The following is a 16,661-nucleotide window of genomic DNA, read 5'->3' as shown; positions in this document are numbered from 1 at the left end:
GCCGGCGCGTAGGGTGCCGGGGTGATCACGATGCCGGAGGAGTTCGCACGGAGCACCGTCGAACGCGAGGGGGAGGCCGGGGCGGCGTGGCTCGCAGAGGTGCCCCGGATCGTGGAGGAACTCCTGGGGCGCTGGGGGTGCGTGCCGGATGGAGACGTCATGTACGGCGGCGTCGGGGTCGTCGTTCCGGTGCAGCGGCGAGCCGAGGGGAGCGCCGTGCTGAAGGTGTCATTTCCCCATCCCGGCAACGTACATGAGCCCGATGCGTTCGTTGCCTGGGGCGGGCGCGGTGCCGTCCTGCTGCACGAGCGCGACGACGAGCGGTTCGCGATGCTGCTGGAACGGGTCCAGCCGTCGACCCTGGCGGAGGTCGCGGACGGCGACGAGGCGGTGACGGTCGCCGGGCGGCTCAATCGCCGCCTGGCCATCGCCGCACCGCCGGGCCTGCCGCGGCTGCGTGCACAGGCCGACGCCTGGGAGGAGCAGCTGTACAAGGACGCCGAGGAACTGGCGCACGCGCTGCCACGCCAGGTGCTGGACGCCGCCATGGCGACCGTTCGGGACCTGGGCCGGGTCCAGCCGGACACCCTCGTCCACGGCGACCTCCATGCCGGGAACATCCTGCGTGCCGGCCGAGAGCCGTGGCTGGCTGTCGATCCCAAGGGGTACGTGGGAGACCCTGCCTACGACGGCGGGACACTGCTGAAGTCCCGGGCGCTGGCGCTCCTCCAGGCGGATGACTTGCGCAGGGCTGTCCACCGCGTCCTGGACGTCTTCGCCGAGGCCGCGGAACTCGACCGTGAACGCGTCCGGCGGTGGGCCCAGTTCCATGCGGTCCAGGCGGCGTTCTGGGGCCGCCGCCACGGTTTCCGTCGGGCCCGCAGCGGACCTCGGCTGGACTGGCTCACCGAATTCGCCGACGGCTTGGCGGAGTTGCTCACCGAACGCTCGTAGTGCGTGACTGATGCCCGAGTGTGGGCAGGAGGAGCAGCCCCAGGGCGAGCGCGATCGTCGCGATGCTCAGCAGGTACAGCAGAAGCAGCAGGCACAGCAGGCACAGCGCTCGATGACGGCGGCATCGGCCCGCTCAGTACGGTCGGGTCGTTCGGTCCAGGCGGACGACGACGATGGCGATGTCGTCGCCTGCGCCGCTGGCGACGTTGAGACGGGCGAGGAGGGCGTCGGCGAGGTGTTCCGCACTGAACCCGGTGCAGGTGGCGAGCGTGGAGGTGAGGCGGGTCAGGCCGGTGTCGATGTCCTCACCGCGGCGTTCGATCAGGCCGTCGGTGTAGAGGATGAGGGTGTCGCCGGGAGCGTAGGCAGCGTTGGCCTGGGGGCGGGGGACGTGTTCCGGTCGGGCGCCCAGCGGTGGGTCGGTGGCCTGGTCGAGCAGCTCGCAGGTGCCGTCCGGATGCAGCAGGACGGGCGGGGGGTGGCCGGCGCTGCTGTAGATGAGCAGATGGCTGTGGCAGTCGACGAGGACCTGGACGGCGGTGGCGGCCAGGGCTCCCTCGACCGAGCGGGCGTACAGCCCCAGGACCTCCAGTGCCTGGGCGGGGCCGTGGACCGTGCGGGTGGCGGCGCTCAGCGCGCTGCGGAGCCTGCCCATGACGGTGGCGGCCGCCAGCCCGTGGCCGACCACGTCGCCGACCGCGACGGTGAAGCGGTCCGCGGGCAGGTCGACCGCGTCGTACCAGTCGCCGCACACGTTCAGTGATCCGGTCGCGGGCAGGTAGCGCACGGCGATGTTCGGATGCCGTGCCAGGTCCGGGGAGTGGAGCATGGCTTCTTGGAGGGCGACGGCGACGCGCCGTTCACGAGCGTGAGCCTGCCGCAGTTCCTCGTTCAGCTGCTGCAGCTGCCGCGCCCGGGCGTACAGTTCGGCTTCCATGGCCGCTTCCCGGCCGGGTCTGACCGACGGCAGCTGCGCCGTGCGGCGGGAGCGGACGACGTCGGTCATGTCCTCGGACCGGTGGATGATCCAGGCGACGTTTCCGTCCGGGCCGAGGACGGGCACGTTGATCGCGGTCCACCACCGCTCCTTGAACACCTCGGGGTTGCCGGGGACCGGGATGTCGTACTTCTGCAACGCCATGTGATCCGTCTGGCGGGAGGACAGGACACGGTGCAACGAGGCTTTCAGCGTCGAGGCCCCGTCGGCCTCCGTGTCGGCGGGGTTGTCCGGGAAGGCGTCGAAGAGGTATTGCCCGAGCAGCTCGGCATGGCTTCGTCCGGTCACCTCGCTGAAGGCCGCGTTGGCGTCAGCGATCACCAGGTCCGTGCTGAGTACCAGGCACGGGCTCGGAAGGGCGGCGAACACCCCTGTGTAGTCGATCTCCGGTGTCACACGCGTTTACCTGCCAGTCGCTCGCTCCTCAATCTACGAAAGGTTCCGCTCCCGTGCCCGCCGAGTTCGCTCCTGGGCAGCGGATTGCACCCTCCTCTCGCGGCGGGACACCGGCCCGACGAGGCGCCGGCGCCCTTCAACGGATCACGGCGCGTTGCGGTGGGTCTCGCGGCTCACCGCGTGTGCGGGGACACGGGGCCCGTGGAAACCTCCTTCGGCCGTGTCAGGTGGGCGACGAGGAAGAGCAGTACGCCACAGGCGGCGACCAGGATCCAGCCAGGGCGGGACGCGTGGGCGAGCCCCGCCGGACGGGTGGCCGTGACCAGGCCGCCGGCGAGAGCGATGCCGACGGCGGAGCCGAGCTGCCGTGCGGTGGAGGTGATCGCCCCGGCCACGCCGGCACGGGCGGGTGGCAGCCCATTGACCGCGGTGTTGGTGATCGGGGCGTTGGCGAAGCCGAATCCGATGCCGATGAGCGAGTATGCGGCCAGAAGCACGAGCACGCTCGTGTGCGGGGTGAGCCGGACCAGGCAGAGCCCGCCGACCGTGAGGAAACCGCCGGCCAGGAGCAGCGGGAGCCGCGGTCCCGCGCGGCCGACCATACGGCCGGACCAGGGGGCGCAGACGGTCGCTCCGGCGGCCAGGGGCAAGGTCGCCACGCCGGCGGCCAGCGGCGTCCATTCCCGGGTGTGCTGCAGATAGAGGGTGTTCAGCAGTAGTGTCATGTTCAGGGCGACGAAGACCGCCACCGCGCCCACGACGGCACCGCTGAAGACCGGGCGCGCGAAGAGCGGCAGATCCATCAGCGGATCACGTCGGCGGGACTCGACCCACACGAATCCGGCTGTCGCCACGCCGGCCCCCGCGTATCCCGCGAGTGCCACAGGGGACGTCCAGCCGATGCGCGGCCCTTCGATCAGGACGCCGACCACGACCGCGAGGACCATGGTCAGCAGGACCTGGCCGGGCACGTCGAGCCGCCGGGCCCGCTGAGCCCGGGACTCCGGCACGAACACCGCACTGAGCAGCAGAGCGGCCGCGATGACGGGTGCGTTGATCCAGAACAGCGCCCGCCAGTCGAGCCCCGCGAGCAGCGCGCCGCCCGTGACGGGTCCGGCGGCCATGCTCAGTCCGAACACCGACGCCCAGATGCCGATCGCCTGCGCCCGTTCCTTCGGGTCCGGCATCGCGTTCACCACGATGGCGAGCGCCACGGGACTGAGCATCGAGGCGCCGATGCCCTGCAGGGCGCGTGCCGCGATGAGTACGCCCGCCGACGGGGCGAGCGCACAGAGCACTGAGGCCGCGCCGAACACGGCCAGCCCGCACTGGAACACCCGGCGGCGTCCGAAGCGATCCGCCAGTGCGCCGGAGGAGATCAGGAGACTGGCCAGGACGAGGGTGTAGGCGTCCACGGTCCATTCGAGACCGCGCGTGCCGACATCCAGGCCGCGCCCGATGGAGGGCAGGCCCACATTGACGATGGTGGTGTCCAGGCCCACCAGGAACATGCTCAGGCAGCAGACGGCCAGTACCGTCCAGCGTCTGCGCGCGCTCAGCACGGGTGGCACGGGGTGTGTCGTCGCGGTCATGGTCTCCCTCTGATGTCCGGGAACAGTGCCCGGCAAGGCTCGGCCCGGGCGAGGGCCGCCGCCCATCAATTTTGCGAACCCTGCAAAACTGGATCCATGAACACAGGATCCCGGGACGCGGAGCTGGAGCAGATCCTCGATGGCATCGGGCCCCGGCTGCGCAGGCTGCGCCGGGAACGGGGACTCACGCTCGAGGCACTCGCGGCCATGACCGGGATCTCGGTCAGCACACTGTCCCGGGTCGAGTCGGGCAAGCGGCACCCGACGCTGGACCTGCTCATCCCGCTGGCACGGGCGCACCGCGTCGCACTCGACCAGCTGGTGGCGGCGCCGGCCAGCGGTGACCCTCGGGTGCACCTCCGGCCCCTGCGCAAGGAGCGCGGGAGCGTCCTCGTGCCCCTGACGCAGTACCCGGGCCGAGTGCAGGTCTTCAAGCAGGTACTGGCACCCCGCCAGCCGGAACTGGTCACCCACGAGGGCTACGAATGGCTCTACGTGCTCGCCGGTCGGCTCCGCCTCATCCTCGGGGCGCAGGACTTCACGCTGCGGCCCGGCGAAGTGGCCGAGTTCGACACCACCGAGCCCCACTGGTTCGGCCCCGCGGACACGAGCGCCGTGGAGATCCTGCACCTGTTCGGCCCACGAGGAGACCAGGCCGTCGTCCGCGCCAGACCGTCCAGAACCGAGCCCTGAGAGGCCGGCCGCACACCTCCAACCGCTATTCGGACAGTTGCGTCGGGCCGCCCCACCGTGTCCCGCTCGTCCGGCGCCGCGATCAAGCCCTGCCCTGTGGTCCTGAACGGCGGGGACGGCCAGGAAATTGAATTCCTTACGACGTCCGAAAAATGCCCGCGGTGGGCGCACCGGAGGTTTTGACCGGTCATGCTGTGAAACATTCGGGCGAGATCGAATAACGCGCTCAGGTCGCGCAACCCCCTTTGAAAGGGAAACGAGTTGGCCCTGCACGTCCTCACAGCGTCCAGCGACCATTCCCTGATCACCGAATGGGCCGGTGGAAAAGGAAAGAACCTCCACACCCTGACCACGTCCGGTTTTCACGTACCGCGCTGGTCCGTCCTCGGCCGGGACGTGTTCGAGGAATTCTGCCGCGGCAGCGGACTGGACGGGCATCTGGCACGGCTGCTCGCCGACGGTCCGCAGTCGCGGGCCCCGCAGATCGCCGCGCAGATCGCCCGTCTGATCGAGGCCGCGCCGCTCGGCGCGCGTGTGAGCGAGGCCATCGCCCTGGCCTACCGGCAGGCCGGCGGCGGCACGGTCGCCGTCCGCTCGTCCGGCGCGCAGGAGGACGGTGCACGGCACTCCTTCGCCGGCCAGTTCGACAGCTTCCTCAACGTACGGGGCCTGGACGAGGTCACCGCCCACGTCCGCCGCTGCTGGGCCTCCGGCTTTTCCGAACGCTCCCTGCGCTACCGCGCCCAGCGCCGGCTGCCGCCCGGCACCGGTGGCGTCGCCGTCATCGTCCAGCGCATGGTGCCGGCCGAGCGCAGCGGCGTGCTGTTCACCGCCGACCCGGCCACCGGCCGTACGGACCGCCATGTCGTCAGCGCCGTCCACGGGCTGGGGGAGGGGCTGGTCTCGGGAGCGGTGGACGCGGACACCGTGGTCCTGGACGCCGCCACCGGCGCGCCGCTCACCACGGTCATCGGGGACAAGCAGGAGCGCTACGACGCCGGGTCCGGACCCGGCTGTCAGGTGTCATCCGTCGCCGACGAGGACCGCGCCGCACCGGCCCTGACCGCCGCCGACCTGGTCCGCCTGCACGAGGCCGGGCTCCGCGTCACCGCCCGCTACGGCGCCCCGCAGGACATCGAGTGGGCCATCGCCGAGGACACCGTGTGGATCCTGCAGAGCCGCCCGGTCACCACCGCCGGTACCGCTCCCTCGCCCGAGGGGGAGCTGCGGATCTGGGACAACTCCAACATCATCGAGAGTTTCAGCGGCGTCGTCTCCCCGCTCACCTTCAGCTTCGCCGCCGACACCTACGCCAAGGTGTACGACGGCTACGCCCGGTCCCTCGGCGTCCGCGGCGAGCAGCTGCGCGAGGTCCGGGAGTGGACCCCGCACCTGCTCGGACACATCCACGGACGGGTCTACTACAACCTGTTCCATTGGTACCGCATGGTGCGGCTGGCACCGCTGTACCGGCTCAACCGGCGCGTACTGGAGAAGTCGCTCGGGGTCGCCGAGAGCATTCCCGACGAGACCGCCGACACCCTCCATCCGTTCACCCCCCGGTCCGGGCCGCGCGGCCGGTTGTCGGACCTGCTCCGTACGGTCGTCTTCGCCCGGAGATTCCTCACCATCGGCACCTCCGTGGAGACCTTCCACCGGGATTTCCAGCGGGCCTATGCGATCTTCAACCATGTCGATTACGACGCCCTGCCCGGTGACGAGACCTATCGCCGATTCCGCCGGCTGCAGCGCGACCTCATCGGGAAATGGGGCCCGATGCAGGCCCTGGACGCCACCATCCTGCTCTCCGTGGGACTGCTGGCCCTGCTCACCCGCAGCTGGCTGCCGGGCGCGCCCGAGTGGTTCATCTGGGCCGCGGCCGCCCCGGGCGCCGCCGTGGAGTCCGCCGAACCGGTGCGCGCCCTGCGCGAGCTGGCGGCCCGGGCACGCACCGACCCCGAGATCCTGCACCTGCTGCACCACACCCCCGACTCCGAGACCCACCAGGCGTTACTCGAGGCCGGCCACACCCGGTTCCTGGCCGCCGTCGACGCGTACATCGCCGACTACGGCTACCGCAGCCCCGACGAACTCAAGCTGGAGGTCCCGGACCTGCGCGAGAACCCGGCGGGACTGTTCGCGCTGCTGCGCGACGCGTTGCCGGACACCGGGGACGTTGCGGCGCCGGACCGGGCCGGGGAGGCCGACGCCTACCTCGACGAGCACCTGCGCGGGCCGCGCCGCCTGCTGTACGAGCGGGTGCGGGGCAAGGCGCGGGCGGCACTCGCCGACCGCGAACGGCTCAGGTTCTGCCGCACCCGTGCCTTCGGGGCGGCCAAGCGCATGCTGCGCGCCCTGGGCCGGGACCTGGCCCGCGCCGGGGCCATCGACGCCTGGGACGACGTGTTCATGCTGCGTCTGGAGGAGATCACAGGCGCCTACGAGGGCATGCTCGTCCACACCGAGCTGCGCGAGCTGGTCGCGCTGCGCCGCAGGCAACTCGCCGCCGACACCGCTCTGCACGCCCCGTCCCGCTTCACCACACGCGGCGCCCCCTACTGGTCGGGCAACCTGGAGCGGGCCGGCTGGGCCGCGGGCCCGGCCGCCCGCAGCGGCGCCCGCGAGCTGCGCGGCACCCCCTGCGGCCCCGGCGTCGCCGAAGGGCCCGCCGTGGTCACCGACCACCCGCACGACATCGGCGGCGGCATCCTGGTCACCTATCGCACCGACCCGGGCTGGGTCGCCGCACTGCCCTCGGCAGCCGCCCTCGTCATCGAACGCGGCAGCCCCCTCACCCATGTCGCCGTCGTGGCCCGCGAGTTGGGCATCCCGACCGTCGTCCAGGTCAAGGACGCCACCACCGAGATCCGCCCCGGCACCCGGCTGCGCGTCGACGGCGCCGCCGGGACGGTCACCGTACGCGCCGACCCGCCCCACGACGGCGCGCCCGCCACCCAGGACGGCCTCCGAACGGAGACACATCCGTGATCCTCACCGAGGACCAGCTGCAGGATCTGGTCGACAAGACCCTCGCCGAACTTCCCTACGGCGCCGAGTGGGCCGTGACCCTCGAAGGGTCCATCGCGGAAGGGTTCGGCAACCCGTCCTCCGACATCGACTTCCTCTTCGTCGGCCGCTGCGACGACGACCTGCCGACCATGCCGTCGCTGCTCTTCGTGGACGGCCGGCGGGTGGAGGTCCGCACCCGGTCGGTGCGGCAACTCGCCGAGCAGTTCCGCACGGTCGGGGAGCGCGCCACACGGCCCGGCCGGCTCTCCGAGGACCTCCTCAACCGCTGCCAACGGCTGCTGCACAGCCACCCGCTGCGCGGCCACGCCCTCATCGGGGAGGTGAAGGCGTTGCTGCCCGTCGAGCGGTTCCGCCGGATCACCGCCGACTGGTGGGCGCACCGGGCCCACCAGTCCCTGCGGCAGGCGACGGCGCTGCTGTGCCTCGGCGAGGGCGACGAGGCGGTCGACTGGACCCGCGCCGCACTCCTCCAGGCCGTCAAGTCCTGGGCGGCCCGCCTGGGCGAGACCTACCTCGAACCCAAGTGGCTCTCCCTGCAACTGGACCGGGCCGGCCACCCGGACGTACGCGACCGCTACTGGGAGCTTGCGGGTGCCGCTCCCGCGCCCGGCGACACCGACGCCGCCCGCGGCCACCTGACCGCCTGCCTCGCCTTCGCCACGGACCTCGGTCTCACCGGCGCGCCACCCCGGCCCGAGCGTCTCGGCGTGGAACGCGTCGCCGGGGTGACCACCTGGCAGACCGGCGAACGGGTGCACGTCATCCGCCGCCGGCGCGAGGTGTTCGCCCTGGGCGACGACGCCGGTGCCGTCTGGCGCTCCCTCGTCCCGAGCCGCCCCCTGCCCCACGTGCTGGCCACGGCCGCGGACACCGGCGTGGCCGACCCCGGCCCGCTGCTGGCCGCCTTCCTGCGCTACGGGCTGATCCGCCTCACCTGGAAGGGCGGCGGCACCGTCACCCCCGCGCTGCCGCTCGCCGCTCCACCCGGCCCCGTCACCCCTCCGCCCTCCACCGCACAGCCGCTGCTGTCGGTACGCGGTGCGGCCGTCAGCAGCCCCCGTGCCGTGGACCTGATGCCGCTGCCCGCCGACCGGTTCGCCGCCGCGGCCATGGCACTGGTGTGGTCCAACGTGGTGGTCGAGAACGCCGTCGAGGACCTGACCGGTGCCCTGCGGCGCGGCCAGTGGCGGGTGGCCGGACTCGCCGTGCGCCGCGCCGTGCACGCCGCCCTGCGCGGACTGTTCAGCGCCCACGGCGTCCATCCGCTGCCGGCCGACCCCGACCTGGTACGCCGCCTGGACCTGCTGCCGCCCGCCACCCGGCCGCTCGGGGCACGCGCCGCAGAGCTGCTGCGGCGCAGCGTCGACCCGGCGTCAGGCGGCGACGCCCTGCTCACGGAGCTGCGCGCCTGCATCGTCCTCGTCCGCACCGGCATGGGCGCCGAGTCCTTCCCGCTCGCCTTCGACTCCGCGGACACCTGGCGGGCCACCCTGCAACTCGGCCACGACTGGCTGCGCATCGGCGCCCACCTCGACGCGGAACTCCCCATCGAAGAGGCCCGCGACGTGCTCACCGGCAACGGCGTCCAGCCCCACCAGACCCGGTGACCGCACCCGCGTCCGACCTTCCGCCCTGCCATCCGGAGGAGCCATGTCCGACCCGATGACGGTGCTGGTGACCGGCGCCGGCGGCCACGTCGGCGCGGAGGTGACCGCCCGGCTCACCGCCGCGGGCCACACCGTGCTGGCGCTGCTGCACCGCACCCCCGAGATCGTCCGCAACAACGGAAGAAAACTCACCCCCGGCCCCGGCACCCTGACCCGCATCACCGGCGACATCACCCGCCCCGGCCTCGGGATGACCGACGACGACCGGCGGCTCGCCGCCATCGCCGACCGGATCGTGCACTGCGCGGCCGTCACCGACTTCGGGCTGCCGGACGAACGCTACGACCGCATCAACGTCGTGGGCACCCGGCACGTCCTGGACCTCGCCCTCGCCGTCCGCACCCCGCTGGTGCACCTCAGCACCGCCTATGTGTGCGGGGAACGCGACGGCACCGCCCGCGAGGACGAACTCGACGTCGGCCAACTCCCCGGCAACGGCTACGAGAGGAGCAAACTCGCCGCCGAGATCATGGTCCGCGAAGCCGCGTCGGAAGGCCTGCCGGTGACCGTGGTGCGCCCGAGCATCATCACCGGCGCCACCCGCACCGGCCGCGTCCGCGACTTCAGGACCATCTACCCGGTGCTCCGGATCCTCACCCGGGGCCTGGTGCGCACCGTGCCCGGTCACCACGACGCCGTCCTCGACCTGGTCCCGGTCGACCGCGTCGCCGACCTGGTCACCGAGGTCACCAGGCGCGCGCAGGACGCCGGGGGCCGCACCCTGCACGCCGTCGGGCACGAGCTGACCCTGCGGGACTTCTCCGACGTCCTCGCCGAATACCCGTGCTTCCGGGTGCCGCGGTTCGTCCCGCCGACCGCGTTCTCCGCCCAGGCCCTGCCGGACCGCGAACGCCCCTACTACGACCGCGTCATCTCCCTGTACGAGACCTACTTCCGGCGGCGCGTCCACTTCGACGACACCCAGGCCGCGGCCTTCAGCAGGCGCCTGTCGGCCACGGGCGCGCGGCCGTACCTGCGCCGCCTCCTCGACCACTGCCTGGCGGCCGGCTACCTCGGCCCGGCTCCGCGCCGGGCGCCGGCCGCCGCAGTCCGACCCGACGGGAGCACTCACCGATGACCCCCGCCCACTTCGCCGGCCCCCCGCACGGCATACCCGTGTCCCCGCTGCTGACCTGCCACCCCGCAAAACAGCGGCTGTACGGCGCCGACACCTACTTCCAGGAGGGTCACGACCAGCTCGCCGCCCTCACGGACGACGTCACCGGGTTCGCCCACCGGCACGCCCTGCTGCTGCTCAAGCCCGACGCCGTGGTGGCCCGCAGGCTGGAGGCGGCCGTGGACTGGCTGACCGGGCGGCACTTCAGGATCGTCGCAGCGTCGGTCACCCGGCTGACCCGCACCATGATCCGCGCTCTGTGGTACTTCCAGTGGAACCTCGCCACCCCCCACCGCAGGAGGCTCGCCGCCCTGTTCCTGGAGGACGCCGACGCCCTCGTGCTCCTCGTCCGCCCCGAGCACGCCCCGGACATCCCGGCATCCGTCGAACTCACCCGGCTCAAGGGCCCCACGGACCCCGACGCCCGCCGCCCCGGCCAGCTGCGCCACGTCCTCGGCCGCCACAGCTACCTGCTGAACCTGGTCCACACCCCTGACGAACCCGCGGACGTGCTGCGGGAGTTGGCCGTCCACTTCGACGACGCCGCCCGCGACGGTCTCTTCCGCGCAGCCCTGGCCGGCGAGGACCGCACCGCCGACGCCCTGGAGCTGACCGGCCGGCTGTACGCGGCCACCAAACCCCGGGACCTCGACTTCGACCCCGCCGTCGAGCGGCTCCGCGACGCCCTGTCCCGGCACGTGGGCGCCGCCCCGACGGCCACCCCGCGGCTGCTGCTGGAGACCGCGTGGGCGGACGGGGTCGAACTCGACCCGTGGGACGCCGTCATCGTCGGCTCCACGGTGCTCCCCATGCGAGAGCCCGGCCGGGTACCCGTGCTGGACGGGGCCGACGCCGGCACCTGGCGACGCCATCTGGACACCCTGAAGTGAGGAGCGGCCCATGCGGTTCACCCGGACACTCTCCCGGGAACTGGTGCACCGCTCAGCGGTCTCCGAGGTCTTCCTGACCGACGCAGAGCGCCCGAGCGAGGACGACGTGCTGCTGGCCGCGCAGTTTCCCCGCCGCCACGCCTTCTACCACGACACCCTCGGCCCCCCTGCCCACCACGATCCGCTGTTGCTGCTGGAAGCGTGCAGGCAGGGCATCTTCGTCGTGGCCCACCGCTACCTCGACGTCCCGCTCGGGCACAAGTTCCTGCTGCGCACAGTGGAGTTCGAGGTGCCGGACCCGGCGGTGCTCAGCTGCCGCGATCTGCCCACCGAGGCCGTCATCGCCGTCCGGATCGAGCACCGGTTCCGCACCCGGGCCGCGGTGACGGGCCTGCGGCTGCGCTTCACCCTCACCATCGGCACGCAGGAGGCACTGCTGGCCCGCATCGGCTACTCCTGGATGCCCCCGCGCGACTGGACGCGTCTGCGGGCCCGCCGGCGCGGTGCGCTCCGCCTGCCCGAGGAGCCCGTCGCCGTACCCGGTCCGCGCGCCGATCCCGCCCTCGTCGGGCGGCGTGACCCGGCCAACACGGTCATCTCACCGCCCCGCACCGCCGGCGACGGCACGCGCACCGCCGGCCTGGTCGTCGACACCGCGCATCCGACCCTGTACGACCACTGGGTCGACCACGTGCCCGGCATGCTGGAGCTGGAGGCCTTCCGCCAGCTCGCCCTGACCGCGGCCGTCGCCGCCGGCACCGTCCGCACCCCCATGGCGCTGCCGGTCGGACTGACCGTGCGGTTCCGCTGCTTCGCCGAGATGGACCTGCCGCTCGAGTGCCGGACCGCGCCGGTGCTGCCCGGCGCCGACCTCGCGTGCACCCTGCACCAGCTGGGCACCGACGCCGCCGAGGCCCGGATCCGGCTCGCCGATCCGGACCGGACCGGCCGCGCCGGCGTCCTCGCGGGCCGGACAGCCCACGAAGCCGCATGACGCCGTCACCGCCGCCCCGGACCCGTACCCGATCAGGGGAGACCCGCAGTGACCACCGTGACTGCCCCTCATGCACCGGCCAGACTGGGCCGTTTCGTGCTGTGCAGGTTCCCGCCCCACCTCTACGCCGGCTACGGACTGCTGTGGGTCCTCGCCCTGGAGGGTACGGCGGTCACCGCCTGCGGCACGGCGTGGCGGCCCTCCGGCGCCACCTGGGTGCGGGTCGCCAGCGTCGTACTCACGCTGCTGTTCCTGCGGATGCTGGACGAGCAGAAGGACCTCGCCCACGACCGCGTGCACCATCCGGACCGGCCCCTCGTCACCGGTGCGGTCACCGCGGTCGAACTGCGGTGCGCGATGACGGCGATCGCCGTCGTGGCGACGGCCCTGAACGCCGCCGTCCTTACGGCCCCGGCGGCCCTGCTGCTCCTCGCGGCCCTCGGCTACGGACTGCTTCTCGCACCCCTGGAGCGGCTGTCACCCGGGCTACGCGACCGGCAGCTGCTCGACCTGGCGGTCGCCTACCCGGTCCAGGTGCTCCTCGGCGCCTACGTGTACGGGTCGCTCATGGCCGCCGGGACCGTCACCGCCGACTGGCGCGGCGCGGTGCTGCTCGCCCTGAGCGCCTGTGTGTTCCTGCACTTCGAGTTCGCCCGCAAGACGGCCTGGGAGGCGGCGCCCGGCGCCCGCCTGTACTCGGCGGCTCTCGGCGCGCGCCGTAGCGCGGCGGTGACCGCGGGGCTCGCGGCCGGTGCGGTCGCCTGCCAGGTGCTGCTCTTCGCGCCGGAGGGCCCGCTCGGACTGCTGCCCGCTCTGGCGGCGGCCCTGCCCGCCTGGGGCACCCGGCGCTTCCTGGCCGCGGGGCGGGGCGGCTGGCCGATGCCGACCGCGATCGGCTTCGTCGTGGCCACGTACCTCGGACTGGTCATCCGGGCGGTGCTACCACCATGACCGCGGAACTTCCTTTGTCGTGCGAGGAGTTGCTGACCACCACGCGGTGCGTGCGGCACGGTCTCGATCTGGACCGGCCGGTGGATCCGGCGCTCGTCGAGGACTGCCTGCGCATCGCCCTGCAGGCGCCCAACGGCAACAACCGGCAGAGCTGGCGCTGGATCCTGCTCACCGACCCGCGGGTGCGCGCGGACGTGGCGGAGGTGTACCGGGCCGCCTTCTACGACCGCAACGCCGCCGCGCTGGACCGGCCGGGGCGGCTGCCGGAGGCCACACGGTCCGTGCTGACCGCGGCACGGTCGCTGGCCGACCGGCTGCACCGGGTGCCCGTCCTGGTCATCCCGTGTCTCGAACTGGCCGACGGGCGGCTGCCGGCCGGGAACCAGGCCGGTCTGTGGGGGTCACTGCTGCCCGCCGCCTGGAGCTATGCGCTGGCCGCCCGCAGCCGTGGTCTGGTCACCGCCTGGACGGCGGTCCACCTGGACCGTGAGCAGGAGATCGCCGGCCTGCTGGGCCTGCCGCCCACCGTGCGTCAGGGCGCACTGCTGCCGACGGCGTACCCGCTGCGCGGCACCTTCCGGCCGGGGCCGCGACTGCCGCTGGAACAGGTGTTGCACCGCGACGGCTGGCAGGGCACCTGACCGGCACGCGGCGGGGCGATGCCGAGTGCGGCAGGCACTCACGGGGAGGTCCGCGTCGCCTCCTCGTCCTGCTGGGGCGTCGCCCGTGGGGCGGTGGTGGCCCGCGGGATCAGCTGGGTGGGCAGGATGACGTGCCGGGTGTGGTCGGCCGAGGTGTCGTCGATGAGCCGCAGGGCCAGTTCTCCGGCGAGCCGGCCCATGTCGGAAGGTGACTGGGCGACCGTGGACAGGTCGAACCACTGGGCCACCTGGTGGTCGTCGAAGCCGATGACGGACATCCGGTCCGGTACCTGGATCCCGGCCCGGCGCAGGGTGTGGATGACGGCCACCGCCAGCTCGTCCTGTTCGGCGAAGACAGCGGTGGGCGGCTCGCGCAGGCTCAGCAGCTGTCCGATGCCGGTGACGAGGCTGCGCGTGTCGTCGGCCGCCATGGTGACCACGAGGTCGTCGTCGACCGGGATGTCCGCCTCGGTCAGCGCCTGTTGGTAGCCGAGCAGGCGTTCGCGCGAGCTGAAGCTGAAGCCGGTGGCCCCCGTGGTCGGCGCGAACGCGATCCGGCGGTGTCCCAGGTTGAGCAGGTGCCGGGTGGCCTTCAGGGCACCGGCGACGTCGTCGACGTACACGCTCGGCCGGCCCTCGGCGTGCTGGCTGACGTAGATGACCGGCATCCCGAGGTCGTCCAGGCGTGCGGTCTCCTCGTCGGTGAGGTCGAAGCCGAACACCAGGAGGGCGTCGGCGTTCCGGCGGGCCGGGAGACGCTCGAAGAACGACGTGCGCTCGGTCATGTCCGGGATGACGTAGACGTTCAGTTCCCGCCCGGCCGCGCGCAGCAGGGGGCCCAGGCTGGACAGTGCCGATCCCATGAACCACGAGTTGAGTGTCGGCACGAGCACCGCCACGACCCCGGTCCTTCCCGTGACGAGGCTCGCCGCCTGGCGGGAGACCGCGAAGTTCAGCTCCCGGGCGGCCTGTTCGACCCGGGCGCGGACCTCCGGCGAGACGGTCGGGAGGCCGCGCAGGGTACGGGAGACGGTGGACGGGGAGACGCCGGCCCGTTCGGCGACGTCGGACATCGTGGGATGCCGTTGAGCGGGTGACATGAGCGGAAGTTAGCACAGGGGCGGGACGCGTTGTCCATCCCTCGTGACAGCGCTGTCACGCCACACGGTGAGGCGAGGGTATGCCCCGTTTTGTCAGGTAAAAGGCTGCGCACCGCATGCAAATCCGTTCGGGATACCGGTGAGTTACGGATTGACTTCACCCAGGTGCACTCCTAGCGTGCAAGCGTTGTCACGGCGAGGTCGACGCCATCGTCATGAAGCCCTCATTCAAGGCCTTGACCTGTGTCTTCAACGCGCAGAGTGCCGTGACAGCACAGTCTCACACGGGCGATCAGTCACGCCTTCGGTTCCGCACGACCAGGAGAGAGACAGTGAAGACCCAGACCACCAGAGCCGTTCAGTGCTCGTCGGCGCTCATCGCCGCCGCGCTTCTCCTCACCGCCTGCGGCTCCGGCGGTGGCAGTGGCTCCGGGGAGCAGGCCGAGAGCATGTCCTTCAAGGGGCGTGGCCCCATCACGTACGTGGCGGGCAAGGACACCTCCGGCGTCGTGCAGAAGGTCATCGACCGCTGGAACACCCTGCACCCGAAGGAGAAGGTCACCTTCGTGCAGTTGCCGACGGACGCGGACTCGCAGCGACAGCAGATGATCCAGAACGCGGAGACGAAGTCCGATGCCTACACGGTGCTCTCCCTGGACGTCGTGTGGACGTCGGAGTTCGCCGCCCACCAGTGGATCGACCGACTGCCCGAGCAGCAGTTCCCGCTGCGGCGCATGCTCAAGCCCGTGGTGGAGACGGCGAAGTACCGCGGCGGCCTGTACGCCGCCCCGGCCAGCTCGGACGGCGGCCTGCTGTACTACCGCACCGACCTGCTGAAGAAGGCCGGCATCGCCGAGCCCCCCACCACCTGGTCCCGGATGACGGCCGACTGCGCCAAGGTCAAGAAGCTGCCCGAGGCCAGGGGCATGTCCTGTTACGCCGGTCAGTTCCAGAAGTACGAGGGCCTGACGGTCAACTTCGCCGAGGCCGTGAACTCCGCGGGCGGTGTCGTCACCGACGCGAGCGGCAGGCCGGACGTCGACACGCCGAGCGCCCGCAAGGGCCTGGACTTCCTCGTCGGCGCCGTCAAGGACGGCACGATCCCCAAGGAGGCCATCACCTACCAGGAGGAGGACGGCCGCCAGGCGTTCGAGTCCGGCAAACTGGTCTTCCTGCGCAACTGGCCCTACATGTACGCGCTGACCCAGAAGAGCAAGCAGGCCGGCAGGTTCGCGGTCGCGCCGCTGCCCGGCCTGAACGGACCCGGCTCCTCCAGCCTGGGCGGCCACAATCTCGCCCTGTCGTCCTTCGCCAGGAACAAGGCCACGGCCCTGGACTTCATGAAGTTCTTCAGCAGCGAGGACAGCACCGACACCTTCCTGAAGGACGCCTCCCTCGCCCCGCCGTACGCGACGTCGTACGACGATCCCTCGCTGGTCAAGCGGTATCCGTACCTGCCCGTCCTCAAGCAGTCCATCCTGCACGCCGTGCCCAGGCCGCGGGTCGTGCAGTACGGCGACGCCACCTCGGCGGTCCAGCAGGAGGCCTACGCCGCGCTGACCGGCGACAAGAGCAGTGCCCAGGCGCTCAAGGACCTGCAGAGCGCGCTGCAGAAGTCCACGGCGCAGTGAGGAGCGGG

The 16,661-nt window shown here is 72.1% G+C and carries 13 protein-coding genes; 10 read left to right on the top strand and 3 right to left on the bottom strand.

Features of this window, described 5'->3' with window-relative positions; all coding sequences use genetic code 11:
• Nucleotides 1-21 precede the first annotated feature (21 nt).
• Nucleotides 22-954 (top strand): aminoglycoside phosphotransferase family protein, encoded by a 933-nt coding sequence (locus ACZ7HQ_RS11670; protein ID WP_470987418.1) that lies wholly within the window; start codon nt 22-24, stop codon nt 952-954.
• A 133-nt stretch (nt 955-1,087) separates the two neighbouring features.
• Here ACZ7HQ_RS11670 and ACZ7HQ_RS11665 read toward each other — a convergent pair whose 3' ends face one another.
• Together ACZ7HQ_RS11665 and ACZ7HQ_RS11660 are read right to left on the bottom strand one after the other, a co-directional pair.
• Nucleotides 1,088-2,347, bottom strand: a complete 1,260-nt coding sequence (locus ACZ7HQ_RS11665) for a PP2C family protein-serine/threonine phosphatase (protein ID WP_470987416.1) — start codon at nt 2,345-2,347, stop codon at nt 1,088-1,090.
• A 173-nt stretch (nt 2,348-2,520) separates the two neighbouring features.
• Nucleotides 2,521-3,939, bottom strand: a complete 1,419-nt coding sequence (locus ACZ7HQ_RS11660; RefSeq protein WP_470987414.1) for an MFS transporter — start codon at nt 3,937-3,939, stop codon at nt 2,521-2,523.
• Between the two features lie 96 nt (nt 3,940-4,035).
• Between ACZ7HQ_RS11660 and ACZ7HQ_RS11655 the strand changes: the two genes are divergently transcribed.
• The 8 genes from ACZ7HQ_RS11655 to ACZ7HQ_RS11620 all read left to right on the top strand — a co-directional run bounded on the left by ACZ7HQ_RS11655 (nt 4,036) and on the right by ACZ7HQ_RS11620 (nt 13,922).
• Nucleotides 4,036-4,632: a helix-turn-helix domain-containing protein gene (locus ACZ7HQ_RS11655; RefSeq protein ID WP_470987413.1), complete on the top strand. Its 597-nt coding sequence runs from the start codon at nt 4,036-4,038 to the stop codon at nt 4,630-4,632.
• 261 nt (nt 4,633-4,893) lie between these two features.
• Entirely contained in the window at nt 4,894-7,620 is a 2,727-nt protein-coding gene (locus ACZ7HQ_RS11650) for a phosphoenolpyruvate synthase (RefSeq protein ID WP_470987411.1), read from the top strand.
• On the top strand, nt 7,617-9,269 hold the full coding sequence (locus ACZ7HQ_RS11645) for a hypothetical protein (RefSeq protein ID WP_470987410.1): 1,653 nt from the start codon (nt 7,617-7,619) through the stop codon (nt 9,267-9,269). The genes ACZ7HQ_RS11650 and ACZ7HQ_RS11645 overlap by 4 nt, the downstream gene beginning before the upstream one ends.
• 43 nt (nt 9,270-9,312) lie before the next feature.
• Entirely contained in the window at nt 9,313-10,407 is a 1,095-nt protein-coding gene (locus ACZ7HQ_RS11640) for an SDR family oxidoreductase (protein ID WP_470987409.1), read from the top strand.
• Nucleotides 10,404-11,336, top strand: coding sequence for a nucleoside-diphosphate kinase (locus tag ACZ7HQ_RS11635; protein ID WP_470987407.1), 933 nt, complete (start codon nt 10,404-10,406; stop codon nt 11,334-11,336). The genes ACZ7HQ_RS11640 and ACZ7HQ_RS11635 overlap by 4 nt, the downstream gene beginning before the upstream one ends.
• 10 nt (nt 11,337-11,346) lie before the next feature.
• Nucleotides 11,347-12,330, top strand: coding sequence for a ScbA/BarX family gamma-butyrolactone biosynthesis protein (locus tag ACZ7HQ_RS11630; protein ID WP_470987406.1), 984 nt, complete (start codon nt 11,347-11,349; stop codon nt 12,328-12,330).
• A gap of 48 nt (nt 12,331-12,378) precedes the next feature.
• Nucleotides 12,379-13,281 carry a hypothetical protein gene (locus tag ACZ7HQ_RS11625; RefSeq protein ID WP_470987404.1) on the top strand — a complete coding sequence of 301 codons (903 nt, stop codon included), beginning with the start codon at nt 12,379-12,381 and terminating at the stop codon, nt 13,279-13,281.
• Nucleotides 13,278-13,922 carry a nitroreductase family protein gene (locus tag ACZ7HQ_RS11620; RefSeq protein WP_470987403.1) on the top strand — a complete coding sequence of 215 codons (645 nt, stop codon included), beginning with the start codon at nt 13,278-13,280 and terminating at the stop codon, nt 13,920-13,922. The genes ACZ7HQ_RS11625 and ACZ7HQ_RS11620 overlap by 4 nt, the downstream gene beginning before the upstream one ends.
• A 38-nt stretch (nt 13,923-13,960) precedes the next feature.
• Here ACZ7HQ_RS11620 and ACZ7HQ_RS11615 read toward each other — a convergent pair whose 3' ends face one another.
• Nucleotides 13,961-15,022 (bottom strand): LacI family DNA-binding transcriptional regulator, encoded by a 1,062-nt coding sequence (locus ACZ7HQ_RS11615; RefSeq protein ID WP_470987401.1) that lies wholly within the window; start codon nt 15,020-15,022, stop codon nt 13,961-13,963.
• 332 nt (nt 15,023-15,354) lie between these two features.
• On the opposite strand from ACZ7HQ_RS11615, the gene ACZ7HQ_RS11610 reads away from it, so the two are divergent.
• The gene (locus ACZ7HQ_RS11610) at nt 15,355-16,653 is read left to right on the top strand and encodes an ABC transporter substrate-binding protein (RefSeq protein WP_470987399.1); all 1,299 of its coding nucleotides are present in this window, start codon (nt 15,355-15,357) and stop codon (nt 16,651-16,653) included.
• Nucleotides 16,654-16,661: the final 8 nt, after the last annotated feature.

It is taken from the genome of Streptomyces sp. NPDC037290 (genome assembly GCF_055603245.1).
Note: the sequence above shows the minus strand (reverse complement) of the source record. Positions and strands in the feature narration are given on the sequence as shown.